This is a genomic window from Mycobacterium europaeum (assembly GCF_034555895.2).
Classification (GTDB): domain Bacteria; phylum Actinomycetota; class Actinomycetes; order Mycobacteriales; family Mycobacteriaceae; genus Mycobacterium; species Mycobacterium europaeum.
The window spans coordinates 3,219,829-3,232,037 of the sequence record NZ_CP157315.1 but is presented as its reverse complement, the minus strand read 5'-3'; the positions used below and the strand labels follow the sequence as shown (position 1 = coordinate 3,232,037).

The following is a 12,209-nucleotide window of genomic DNA, read 5'->3' as shown; positions in this document are numbered from 1 at the left end:
GGTCTAGACGGGACCGGCCAGCGTCTCCATCGCCGCCGCACCGGTCGCCAGCGCCACCTGGGCGACGCATCCGAGGAGCGGAACGAAGAAGGCGGTCCGGCGCCGGGAGAGGCGGCGGACGGCGAGGATCAGGGCGGTGACGAAGACGATGCCGCCGCCGCCGAGGCCCAGGAACATGGCGCGATCGATCCATGCCGGGTCGCCGCACTTTCGGTAGCCGCACGGGTCGGTGCCCATGACGAACAGGCTCAGCAGGCCGATTGTGGCCGCGACCAGGAACGCCTGGACGGCGAGCAGCACCACGGTCGCGGCGCGGTCCACCGCCAGGTTGCGCTCGTTTTTCTCGGAGTATGCGGCGACCGCGGAATGCGTCTCGTTGTCATCGGTGGCCATGGGGTCAGTATGGCCCGGTCATGCCGGTGCGAAACCGTACACCTGGCCGTCGCTCGTCGCGGCCACCACCCGGCGATCGGCGCCCACCGACACCCCCAGCGGATAGCCGGTGGCCGCCGGAAGCGGGTAGCTGCCCAGCGTGTGGCCGGTGCTCGGATCGAAGACCAGCAGCGACATGCCGGGAGCGCCGTTTGCCGCCGGGCCGTTGATGGCCGTGTAGCCGACGCCCGCGCCGGCCAGGCTCGACGACGACAGCGGGACGACATCGTCACGGCGCCACGCCTGATCGGCGTGATCGCCCGCGTCCTTGAAGGCGACCAACCGGGTGTCGGGACCGCCGCCCGACACGACGAGGCCATCCGGCGTGACCGCGGGCGGCGTCTGGGCCAGGAACCCCAGCGGCGCCGACCACTTCACTTTGCCGTCGGCGGCATGCAATGCCCACAGTCGGTCGTCGCGGCCGTTGACGTAGACGGTCGACCCGTCGGAGGACAGCACCGGGCTGGCGATGACACCGGCGCCGACGGCGTCGCTGGTCCACTCCCGGGACAGCAGCGGTGTCTGCCCGGGGTGGTACTTCAGGCCGACCAGCCCCGCCGCCGGCGCGTCCGGCTGCCAGACGCCCAGCACCGCCATCTGGCTGGCCGCCGAGAAAGCGGGTGCGGCGGCCACCGGGCAGCCCTGCCGCGCCGCCGCGCAATCGCCCAGCCCGCGCGTGGCATCGGTGGGGTCGACGCCGTCCACCAGGTCCATCGGGCTGCCGACCACCGCGCCGCGGTGGGCCTCGAAGACCAGCACCTGGCCCAGATGGGTCACCACAAGCAGCTGCCCGTTCCCGAGAAACCTTGGGGTGGCGGGCATTCCGATGACCGGCTGCCGCCACCGCGTCCACTGCGTCACCGGGAAGGACAGGAACGCGCCGGGCTGGCCGACGTATAGGTTGTCGAACCCGTCGAACAAGGGGCCCGCGAAGCCGCCGCCCTGGACCAGCCGCACACACCAGCGCTGCCGGCCGTTGTCGTCGTTCTCCCATTCCATCAGCGAACATCCGGCCGGGGTCTGCGCGTTGAGGGCCAGGTAACCGCGCGCACTCAGCGCCGGACCGGCGGCCAGGCTCCCTTTGACCGAGCGCGTCCACCGCAACGACAGCTTGGAAGCCCCGGTGGTGGCGGTGTAGCCGCTGTTGGCGGCGTCGCCGTATTGCGCGGGCCAGCCGGCCGAGGGGGAGGCCTCCACCCACGAGTCGGTGTTGGCGCAGCCGCCGAGTCCAACCGCGATTCCGGCCGCCAGCAACGCGGATGACCACCGCCGAAGCCCGCGCGGGAGATGTCGGTCAAGCACCTCGATTCCCAGATCCTTCTTCCACGGCGTTCGGCACGAGCGGCGAGTGAGTACAGGTGAGGGTAACCCGTCGCGACTCGGCGCCGGGGGATTGCCCGCGCTTCTCAGCCCGCCCGCCGGGCGCGGGGCGTCGGCGAGCTAGGCTGTCCGGCCATGACGAGCATGTGGGGTGCCCCGGTCCATCGCCGCTGGCGTGGATCGAACCTGCGGGACCCACGGCAGGCCAAGTTCCTCACGCTGGCCTCGCTGAAATGGGTGCTGCGCAACCGGGCCTACACGCCCTGGTACCTGGTCCGCTACTGGCGGCTGCTGAAGTTCAAGCTCGCCAATCCGCACATCATCACCCGGGGCATGGTGTTCCTGGGCAAGGACGTGGAGATCCACGCGACGCCCGAACTGGCGCAGCTCGAGATCGGCCGGTGGGTGCACATCGGTGACAAGAACACCATCCGTGCGCACGAAGGCTCGCTGCGGTTCGGCGACAAGGTGGTGCTGGGCCGCGACAACGTCATCAACGCCTACCTCGACATCGAGCTGGGCGATTCGGTCCTGATGGCCGACTGGTGCTACGTCTGCGACTTCGACCACCGCATGGACAACATCAACATGCCCATCAAGGACCAGGGCATCGTCAAGTCGCCCGTGCGGATCGGCCCCGACACGTGGGTCGGGGTGAAGGTGACGGTGCTGCGCGGCACGGCCGTCGGCCGCGGCTGCGTGCTGGGGTCGCACGCGGTGGTCCGCGGTGTGATCCCGGACTACTCGATCGCGGTCGGGGCGCCGGCCAAGGTGGTCAAGAACCGCCAGCTCGCCTGGGAGAGTACGGCCGCCCAGCGGGCGGAACTGGCCGCCGCGCTGGCCGACATCGAACGCAAGAAGGCCGCCCGCTAGCCAGATGGCGGTGACCCGCAGCGCCCGGCTTCGCCGCGCTCGCGATCACCGCTAGCCAGATGGCGGTGCTAGCTCCGTGGTCCGGGGTGGTCGTCGACCTTGTATTCGAACCTGACGTCGCCGGCGTCGACGCTGGTGACGGTCACCTCGATGCCGTACTTGTCGGGGCCGTCGACGAGTTGGCACCATAGCGTCGCGCCCCGAGTGCCCTTCAGATTGTCCGGGCAGGTCACCGAATCCGGTCTTTTGCCCACCTGCTGGGCCAGCTTGTCGCTGATGATGCTGGCCACCTGGTTTTTGTCGACCGTCTCGACCATGTCGAATTTGACGTCGTTGCCGTGGACACTGGTCACGGTCACGTTGACGTTGAAGGTCTGGTTCTTGACCTTCATCTCGCAATTGAGTTGCGCCCCAACCTTGGCCGGCAGATCGTTCGGGCAGTTCACCGAGTCGGGCTTGTTACCCGCGGCGTCGGTCATCTTCGAGGTGATCTGGCCGGCGACGTCACTCTTGCTGACCGTGTGCGACGAGCCAACGGAGCACGAACAGGCGCTGACCCCGGCCAGCAACGCGGCGGCGGCGCCGGAAACCAGCAATGCCCGAACGATGGTGTGTGCCATGGGTGCCTCCCGAGCGGCCCGACAACTGTGAATCGGCTGATAATCGCATGCCAAACAGCTTCGGGCGGGGAATTGAGCAAACAACCACGCCGCCGATAATCTCGTTGCTGTGCGAGGTTGCCGACGCGCGGGTCAGATGCTCTGGTAGCGCCGCAGCGCCTCGGCGCGCTCGGCGCCGTGGTCGACGATCGGGGCGGGGTAGCCGGCCGGCCGTTCCCCCTTGCGCAGGTGCGGGTCGTCGACGGAGCGCAGCTCGGACACCCATCGCCGGATGTACTCGCCGGACGGGTCGAACTTCTCGCCCTGCGTGGTCGGGTTGAACACCCGAAAGTACGGCGCGGCGTCGGTGCCGCAGCCCGCGCACCATTGCCACCCGTGCTGGTTGTTTGCCATGTCGCCGTCGACCAGCTGATCCAGGAACCACTCCGCGCCCCACTGCCAGGGCAGGTGCAGGTCCTTGACCAAGAACGACGCGACGATCATCCGCACCCGGTTGTGCATGAAGCCCGTCTCGCGAAGCTGACGCATCCCCGCGTCCACCAGCGGGTAGCCGGTTTCCCCGGCCTTCCAGGACTCGAAGCGGCGCTTCGCCTCGGCCCCGGTGTCGGTGCGGATGCCGTCGAACTGACTGTTCCAGTTGCGCCAGGCGCTCGCCGGCCAGTGATGCAGCACGTCGGCGTAGAAGTCGCGAAACGCCAACTCGCGCAGGTATGCCTGCGCCCCGGGTTGGCCCAGGTCCAGGTCGGCGACCATGGTGCGGGGATGGATGGTGCCGAACTTCAGGTGCGCCGACATCCGGCTGGTGCCGTGCCGGTCCGGCCGATTGCGTTCCTCGGCGTAGTGCCGTAAGCCGTTGTCGACGAACGACTTCCACTGCTTGCGGGCCGCCTCCTCACCGGCGGCGAGGTCGAGCGGGGCCCCGGGATCGGGGATCTCGGCGTGGCGGACCCGCAGCCGCGCCGGATCCAGCCAGCGCGCGGACTTCGCGCTCGACTGAGCCGGTGCGCGCCAACCGGATTCGCGCCACTGGCGCAGGAACGGGGTGAACACCCGGTAGGGGGAGCCGTCGTTCTTGGTGACCCGCCCCGGCGAGACCAAATACGGCGAACCCGTGGCCACCAGGGGCACCGAACCCAGTGCGGCGCGGACGCGTTCGTCACGGCGCTTTCCGTACGGCGCGAAGTCCTCGGAGACGTGCACGGCCGACGCGCCAATCTCCCTCGCCAGGCGCGGGATCCGCTTCTCGGGGTCGCCCCGCGTCACCAGGAGCCGTCCCCCCAGGTCGTCGCGCAGCCGTCGCAGCGAGTCGCCCAGGAACTGAAGGCGGCGCCGGCCGGCGGAGGCCTCGAGCTTCGGGTCCAGCACGAAGCACGCGAGCACCTCCCCGTCGTCGGCCGCGGCATTCAGCGCCGGATGATCGCTCAACCGTAAGTCGCGACGAAACCACAAGAGTGTCGGCATGATTCGAGGGTTTCCTCAGCGATTGAGGCGCCAAACATGGGTGGCCAGGACGGTGGCGAACGAACACCACAGCGGGTACGCCGACTGCGCCAGCGCGGCCCGCGGGTCGGCTTGCGCGGTGCGGCGCGTGAGGTCGGCGCTGCTCGCCGCGAGCAAGGCGGCGCCGATTGCCGAGGCGCCCAGCTTGTGGAAGCGGAAGAACAGCCAACTCCATCCGGCGTTGAGGACGAGGTTCACGCCGAGCGCGGCGGCGTAGCGGCGTGCCTTGTCGTGCTGTCCCGCCGCCCGGAATCGGTCGATGGCCACCGCGGACGTGACCGCGATGTCACCGTAGAGGGTGGTCCACGCCACCGGGAAGGCGGCGTTGGGCGGCTGGTAGGGCGGCTTGCGCAGCCGCGCGTACCAGGCGGGAACGGCCTTGGCGCTCGCGATGCTGCCGGAGCCGGCGGCGACGGCGACGGCGGCGCTGGTGGCGGCCAACGTGGACTTGTTCATGGGATGCTCCGTTCTTGCTGTATTTCGGCTTGTGCTGCAACGGCTTTGGCGGGTGTGGGTGTGGCGGGCCACCAGATGCGGTCCCCGATGAGGGCGAACAGCGCGGGAATGACCAGTGTGCGGACCACGAAGGTGTCCAGCAGGATGCCCAGGCCGACGATGATTCCCAGCTGGGTCAGCACGATCAGCGGCAGCACGCCCAGCACGCAGAAGACGGCGGCCAACACGATTCCCGCGCTGGTGATCACGCCGCCGGTGGCCGATACCGCGGCCACCATTCCGGCGCGTGCGCCCCGCTGCGCCGACTCCTCGCGGGCGCGGGTGACCAGGAAGATGGTGTAGTCCACGCCGAGCGCGGCCAGGAACAGGAAGGCGAACAGCGGGGTGCTGTTGTCCAGCGCCGGGAAACCGAAGAGATGGCTGCTGGCCCAGCCGCCCATGCCGAGCGCGGCCAGCGCCCCGAGAATGGTGGCCGACAACAGCGTGGGCGGCGCAAGTGCGGATCGCAGCAGGATATAGAGAACCACCAGGATGACCGCGAGGATCGCCGGGATCAACACGTGGCGGTCGTGGGTGGCGGCGTCGCGGACATCGAGAGCCTGCGCATCGGGCCCGCCCACCAGCGCGGCGGGGCTGATGGCCTTCGTCGTATCACGCAGTGCCGCAATGGTCTTGAACGCCCGGTCGGAGGACGGTGGCGCGTCGATCACCACCGACCACTTCGTGAGCCCGGATGTCGAGCGCGCGGAATCTGTCGCCGACACCACGCCCGGAGTGGCCCTGATGGCCTGCGGGACCCGCGAAGCGGTGGGCGCGATGACCAGCGTGGGGTTGGTCAGGCCGGCCGGAAAGTGTGCGGCCACAACCTCATAGCCGGACACCGAGTCCGCGTGCACCCGGAACTGCTCGGTCTGCGACAGGCCGATCCGCGTGCCGAGCAGTCCGGTGGCCAGCGCCGCCAGAGCGGCGATGGCGGCCGCCGCGACCAGCGCCGGGCGCCGATTCACCCACTCCCCGACGCGGTGCCAGGCACCGGAATCCGCGGTTGCGGCGTCGCCGGGGCGGGGGATGAAGGGCCAGAACAATCGACGGCCGCACAGGGCGAGCAGCGGCGGCAGTATCACCAGGGCCGACACCGCCGCGACCAGCAACCCGCACGCCGCCAGCGCGCCCAGGCTGCGCGTGCTCGGGGTCGAGGCGAACAGCAAGGTGAGCAACGCCAGCACGACGGTGGCATTGCTGGCGACGATCGCCGGCCCGGCCATCCGCACCGCGCGACGCAAGGCGTCCCGGTGCTCGCGATGGCGCCGCAGTTCCTGCCGATAGCGGGAGATCAGCAGCAGCGCGTAGTTGGTGCCGGCGCCGAATACCAGCACGCTGGTGATCCCGGATGTGGCGCCGTCGAAGCTGAGCCCGGTCAGCGGCGCCACGGCGGTGCCCACCGCCGCCGCGACCCGGTCGGCGAACCCGACCACCAGCAGCGGCACCAGCCACAGGACCGGGGACCGGTAGGTCGCGATCAGCAGCAGCGCCACCACCGCCGCGGTCACCGCGAGCAGGGTGACGTTGGCGTTGGTGAACGCCCCGGCGATGTCCGCGCCGAACGCCGGGCCGCCGGTCACGTGGGCCCGCAGTTCCGTCGGCAGGCCGGCCGAGGCGGCCGCGCGCAAGTGGGTGACCGCGTCGGTCAGGGTGAGACCCGACAGGTCGGCGCTGACGGGCACCACCGCGATGGCGGCCTTGCCGTCGGCTGACACCTGTGGCGGCACCGCGACGGCGGGTCCGCCCTGCGGTGCGGCGGCCTGCATGCGGTCGCGGGCCGCCTGGGCGGCGTAGAGGCCGGCGGGGCCGAGTGGCGCGCCGTCGGCGCGGCTGATGACCAGGATCAGCGGAGCGCGGTCCCCGCCGGGAAATTGGCGGGCCAGGGCGTCGACGCGGGCCGAATCGGAACCGGTCGGCACCGACAGCGGCGCCTGCCCGGCGGCCGCGTTGGCGCCGACGGCCGCCATGAAGACGATGCCCAACAGCAGGGCCCCCAGCGCGTACAGCCACGACCGTCGTCCCGTCACGGCCGCGGCCACGCCATCCCACACCACGAATCGAAGTCTTTCAGTATATTAAACATTAATCAACTGAAATTACGCATCGTCACGCAATACGCGCCGACGGCACGCAACAAAGGGGCACTATGGACATTATGGATGTGACGGGCCAGGGGTTGGTCGCGCCGGGGATCCTGCCGTGACCGTCGACGGCGCGCCGATGACCACCCGCAAACGGCGGCACATCGACGTGTGCCTCGGCGAGCAGGTCAACTATGAGCACCTCACTACCGGCCTGGAACGGTACCAACTGCCCTACAACGCCCTGACCCAGACCAGCCTCGGCGACATCGACCTGTCGACCCGGTTCTTCGGGGCGAACCTGCGGTCGCCGATTCTGATCGGTGCGATGACCGGCGGTGCTGAGTTGTCGGGCACCATCAACCGGAACCTGGCCTCGGCCGCTCAACAACTCGGCATCGGGATGATGCTCGGATCGCAGCGGATAATGCTGGACAGTGCGCTGGGGGAACGGGCCGCGGCCAGCTTCACCGTCCGTGAGGTGGCCCCGGATGTGTTGCTGTTCGGCAACATCGGCCTGGCCCAGCTGACCAGGGCCGCCGTGCCCGACCTGGCGAAGGCTCTCGACCGGGTGGGCGCCGACGTGCTTGCGGTGCACACCAATCCGCTGCAGGAAGCCATGCAGCGCAACGGGGACACCGACTTCTCCGGCTCGTTGAACAGGCTGCGGGACGCCGCCGACGCCATAGATCGCCCGATACTGCTCAAGGAGGTCGGCCACGGGATCGGTGGCGTGGCGGCCGCGGAACTGGTTGGCGCCGAAGGCGACTTGCCGGTATCCGGAATTGACGTCGCGGGCGCCGGCGGCACCTCGTGGTCGCGGGTCGAGCAGTTCGTCCGCTACGGCGAGCTTCGCTACCCGCACCTGGCCGACTGGGGCATCCCGACCGCGAGGGCCATTGTGGAGGTGCGCGAGGTGCTGCCGGACATCCCGTTGGTGGCCTCCGGCGGTATCCGCACCGGCATGGACGCGGCCAAGGCGATCGCGTTGGGTGCCGATGTCGTGGCGGTGGCTCGGCCCCTGCTGCCGGCCGCGATCGAATCCGCTGCGGCCGTGGTTGATTGGTTGCAGCCATTCATCGACGAGCTCCGGGTCTGCCTGCACGGCTGCGGCGCCGCGGGCGTTTCGGCGTTGCGCGCGCTCGACCTCACGCCCGCCTCGTAGCTGCGTGTGACATGGCGGTGATACTGGCCTACGGGTCGCCGGCCCTGGGCCACCTGCTGCCGGTCGGGGCGCTGCTGGCCGAGCTCGCCGGCCGTGGTCACGAGGTTCACGCCCGCACCATGGCGGACGGCGTCGCGACGATGCGCGCGGTCGGTGTACACGCCGAGCCGGTCGATCCCGCCATCGAGGCGATCGCCGGCGAGGACTGGCGAGCGCCAAACGCCCTGGGAGTCCTGAAGTCGACGATCGACGTGCTCTGCCGGCGAGCGGTGCTCGAGGTCTCAGACCTGCGCCGGGCGGTGGATACGGTCCGGCCGGACGCGGTCATCGTGGACGCGAACTGCTGGGGCGCGATGTCGGCGGCGGAGGCGGGGCATACTCCGTGGCTGGTGTTCTCCCCGTTCACGCCCTACCTGCGATCCCGCGGGGTGCCGCCCTTCGGCCCGGGTTTTCGCCCCCTGCCGGGCATCCTCGGCGACATCCGGGACGCCTCGGTGCGGCCGATCGTCCGCCATCTGTTCGACCGGCCAATGCTCCCGCGCGTCAACGCCATTCGCGCCGAACTGGGCGTGTCGCCGGTCGCTTCGGTCGACGACTTCATGCGCCGCGCGCCGCTGCTGCTGGCCGTCGGGGGCGAGCCCTTCGAGTACCCACACCCTGGCTGGGGCGGGCTGGTCCACCACATCGGTGCCTGCGCGTTCGAGCCGACCACGGCCGCGCCGGCCTGGGTCGCTGCGATCAAGCGGCCGGTGGTGTTGGTGAACACGTCCTCGATCAGGCAGGCCGACGCCGCTTTGGGGCGGATCGCGTTGCGGGCGCTGGCCGATGAGCCCGTCCACGTGGTGGCGACATTTCCGGCGGGGATACCGCCGGATCTCCCGCGACCACCCAACGCGACCATATGCCGCTTCGTCCCGCACGCGGCCGTGCTCGAGCGGGCCAGCTGCGCCATCACGCACGGGGGTATGGGGACGACACTGAAAGCCCTCGATCGCGGCGTCCCCGTCTGCGTCGTGCCGTTCGCGCGCGACCAGGCCGAAGTGGCCCGGCGCGTCGAGGTCGCCCGTTGCGGCACCCGCCTGGCCGCCAGAAACCTCACCCCGGCCCGGCTGAGGACGAAGGTGCGCGCGGCGATGACGATGGCGGACGGCGCGCGTCGAGTGGCGGCGGGATTCGCCGCGACCGGGGGCGTGCAGGGCGGGGCGGACCTGATCGAGCAGCGGGTACTCGGCTCCGCGGCCCGGCGGCCGGTGCGTTAGGCCGGGCGCTCGCCGGTCTTGCTCACCGCACGTCCCCGGCCCTTGGCAGGCGGGCGCTTCCCGCTCGCCGCCGGCGGTTGGGGGGCCGCTCCGTCGAGTTGCGACTCGAAGGTCGACATCGCCTCCATCATCGCCAGGAAAACCCGGTGTGCGGCGGTCAGGTCGCGGTCGGAGATGCCGGCGAGGGCCGCGTGCAGCTCCGCCCCCAGGGGGGTGAAGAACGAGCGGGCCAGCGCCATGCCGGATTCCTCGTAGCGCAGCAGCGTCTTGCGCCGGTCGTCGGGATCGGGCTCACGCCGCAGGTGGCCGGAGTCGATCATGCGGTCCACCAGGTAGGTGATCGCCGCGGGCGACACATCCAGGCGTTGGCGCAGCTGCGCCGGCGTCAAGGGCGTCCCTGCCGTTTCGGCGACCATGATGTGCAGCAAGGCGTGCAAGTCGGTGCCGCCCACGTCGTTCTGACGGGCGAAGTGCCTGCCGATGCGGTCCGATTGCGCCGTGAGCGCGCGCATGTCGGCCGACATCAACTTCTCGAGTTCGGCTCGGTCCAGTCGCCGATCAGCGGCGCCGCGCTTGGTCACTTAGCTGTGTCCTTCTGCAAGATTCGCCGACCAGCGTATCGGCGACCGCTTCACGCGCCCCACGAACCCCGACAAGTGTCGCGCTTTTCTGTCCGATCGGGCGGTTTATCGGCGAAGCCGAGCGGTCTCGCGCACCGTCTGGTCAGGACTTCGTCGGGTTGCGGCCCTAGTCGACCGGGCGCAGCGCGCTCGGCTTGTGCACGGCGTCCGCACCCGACTTGTCGCTGCGGACCGGTACTGAGGCTCGTCTTCGGACGCCCGGACGGTGCGCCCGGCGGTCTCGGTGTCGGAGGTGATTTCTCCTTCGACGGTGCCCCGGACGGTGTTGCCGTGGCTCCGCCATTCCACCTTGTCGCCGTCATGGAATCTCCGCTCACCCATGTCGGTCCTCCTCTCAACAGTGCGACGGGGCCGCCGCCCGACTCGCGCCGGCGCGTGCGGTGGCCGTGACGTCGCGCGCGATACCGCCGAACACCACATCGCGGTAGGGTGCCGACGCGCTCCAGAAGAGCTGGCCCGCAAGCCCGTACGGCTGGAACAGCGCCCGCTGGTGGTAGCGCGAGCCGCCGTCGTCGTGGGGGCTCGCGGACAGCTCCAGCCACAGGCGCCCCGGCAGCGGGATGTCGGCACGTAACCGGACCAGTCGTGGCGCGTCGATGTGCTCCACCCGCCACCAGTCCAGTGCCTCGCCCTCGTGCAAGTTCTGCCCGTCGAGTGGCCGGTGCGACGGCCGGACCATCCCGAGCGCGCCGTTGAGCCAGCCGCGCAGCGGCCATTCCAACGGCAATGCCGACCAATTGCGCGCGGCCACGGCGGTGCGGATGGCCCGCCACAGCGTATCGGGGTCGGAGCGGCTACGGCGTTGGCGCACATCCTCATACAGCGATCCACCGGCCCACTGCGGGTCGGTGGGCAGCGGTTGGGACGGTGCGCCGTTGGTATCGGCGCGTGACCATCGGGTGCGCAGGTCCTTTTCCCGGGCGTGCGCGAGGGCCAGTTCGACGGCTTCCTCGTAATGCGTCAGCCCACCGTCGGGATCGGGTATGTAGCGGGCGATGTCATGGTTGGCGCACACCACGTCGCTTTCCAGCGACTCCATCAGCGAACCGGCCAATTGGCGGGGAATGGGGGTGAGCAGGTCTACCCACGGCGCCGAGAGTCGCGGTGTCAGCAACGGCACCGGTACCGCGGGTCGCCTGGGCAGGCCCGCGATCACCGCGTACTTGCGGATCATTTCGGTGTAGGTGAAGCGGTCGGGCCCGCCGATGTCGAATGGCCCGTTGACCTCGGCGGGCAGCCCCGCCGCGCGGACCAGGTAGTAGAGCACGTCGCGAACGGCGATGGGCTGCACGCAGGTACGCAACCAGCGCGGCGCGGGGATCAGGGGCAGCCGCTCGGTGAGATAGCGCAGCATTTCGAAGCTGGCCGAGCCCGCCCCGATGATGGCGGCCGCGCGCAACTCGACGCAGGGGACGCCGGAGGTCCCGAGCACGCGCCCCACCTGGGCGCGTGAGGCCAGATGGTCGGAGAGCTGCTGCCCGTCGGGCGTGATGCCGCCAACGTAGACGATGCGGGACAGGCCGGCCTGCCCCGCGCACTCGGCCACAGTGCGCGCGGCGCGTTCGTCGAAGTCGACGAAGTCGGAGCGCATCAGCGAATGCACCAGGTAGTACAGGACGTGCTGACCTTCCAGCGCCCGCCGCACCGTCGTCGCGTCGGCGACGTCACCCCGCACGACCTCCACCCGGCCCCGCCAGGCGACGCCGTCCAGCTTTGCCGGATCGCGGGCCAGCACCCGCACCGTGTGACCGTTCGCGAGCAAGTGGGGGACGAGCCGCGTGCCCAGGTATCCCGTGGCGCCGAACACGACGCAGTGCATC

11 protein-coding genes and 1 pseudogene are annotated in these 12,209 nt (G+C 70.3%); 3 read left to right on the top strand and 9 right to left on the bottom strand.

The features are described from left to right. Positions 1–3 precede the first annotated feature (3 nt). Complete coding sequence (locus U8D42_RS14605) at positions 4–393, bottom strand: DUF6264 family protein (RefSeq protein ID WP_322859890.1); 390 nt, start codon at positions 391–393, stop codon at positions 4–6. Positions 394–411: 18 nt separating this feature from the next. Further along, positions 412–1,740: a PQQ-binding-like beta-propeller repeat protein gene (locus U8D42_RS14600; RefSeq protein WP_431523874.1), complete on the bottom strand. Its 1,329-nt coding sequence runs from the start codon at positions 1,738–1,740 to the stop codon at positions 412–414. Positions 1,741–1,887: 147 nt separating this feature from the next. Between U8D42_RS14600 and U8D42_RS14595 the strand changes: the two genes are divergently transcribed. Then, positions 1,888–2,625, top strand: a complete 738-nt coding sequence (locus tag U8D42_RS14595; protein ID WP_085241114.1) for an acyltransferase — start codon at positions 1,888–1,890, stop codon at positions 2,623–2,625. Between the two features lie 68 nt (positions 2,626–2,693). Here the strand turns inward: U8D42_RS14595 and U8D42_RS14590 are convergent, their stop codons facing one another. From U8D42_RS14590 to U8D42_RS14575, 4 genes are all read right to left on the bottom strand, one after another. Beyond that, on the bottom strand, positions 2,694–3,245 hold the full coding sequence (locus tag U8D42_RS14590) for a DUF4333 domain-containing protein (protein ID WP_322859891.1): 552 nt from the start codon (positions 3,243–3,245) through the stop codon (positions 2,694–2,696). 132 nt (positions 3,246–3,377) lie between these two features. Next, positions 3,378–4,706 (bottom strand): cryptochrome/photolyase family protein, encoded by a 1,329-nt coding sequence (locus U8D42_RS14585; RefSeq protein WP_322859892.1) that lies wholly within the window; start codon positions 4,704–4,706, stop codon positions 3,378–3,380. A 15-nt stretch (positions 4,707–4,721) separates the two neighbouring features. Beyond that, positions 4,722–5,201, bottom strand: coding sequence for a TspO/MBR family protein (locus tag U8D42_RS14580; protein WP_085241109.1), 480 nt, complete (start codon positions 5,199–5,201; stop codon positions 4,722–4,724). Then, on the bottom strand, positions 5,198–7,297 hold the full coding sequence (locus U8D42_RS14575; protein ID WP_322859893.1) for an MMPL family transporter: 2,100 nt from the start codon (positions 7,295–7,297) through the stop codon (positions 5,198–5,200). Before U8D42_RS14575 ends, U8D42_RS14580 begins: the two co-directional genes overlap by 4 nt. Positions 7,298–7,463: 166 nt before the next feature. Here U8D42_RS14575 and fni point away from each other — a divergent pair, with 166 nt between their 5' ends. Together fni and U8D42_RS14565 are read left to right on the top strand one after the other, a co-directional pair. After that, the gene (gene fni, locus U8D42_RS14570; RefSeq protein WP_322860171.1) at positions 7,464–8,489 is read left to right on the top strand and encodes a type 2 isopentenyl-diphosphate Delta-isomerase; all 1,026 of its coding nucleotides are present in this window, start codon (positions 7,464–7,466) and stop codon (positions 8,487–8,489) included. Positions 8,490–8,500: 11 nt separating this feature from the next. Next, a complete protein-coding gene (locus tag U8D42_RS14565) occupies positions 8,501–9,748 on the top strand; it encodes a glycosyltransferase (protein WP_322859894.1) in 1,248 nt (415 codons plus the stop codon). On the opposite strand, the gene U8D42_RS14560 is transcribed toward U8D42_RS14565, so the two are convergent. The 3 genes and pseudogenes from U8D42_RS14560 to U8D42_RS14550 form a co-directional block, all read right to left on the bottom strand. Beyond that, entirely contained in the window at positions 9,745–10,329 is a 585-nt protein-coding gene (locus U8D42_RS14560) for a MarR family winged helix-turn-helix transcriptional regulator (RefSeq protein WP_090422969.1), read from the bottom strand. The genes U8D42_RS14565 and U8D42_RS14560 overlap by 4 nt on opposite strands. Positions 10,330–10,495: 166 nt before the next feature. Further along, a pseudogene (locus tag U8D42_RS14555) lies at positions 10,496–10,710 on the bottom strand (DUF2945 domain-containing protein). Between the two features lie 13 nt (positions 10,711–10,723). Continuing rightward, positions 10,724–12,208 carry an SDR family oxidoreductase gene (locus U8D42_RS14550; protein ID WP_322859895.1) on the bottom strand — a complete coding sequence of 495 codons (1,485 nt, stop codon included), beginning with the start codon at positions 12,206–12,208 and terminating at the stop codon, positions 10,724–10,726. Between the last annotated feature and the right edge of the window lies 1 nt (position 12,209).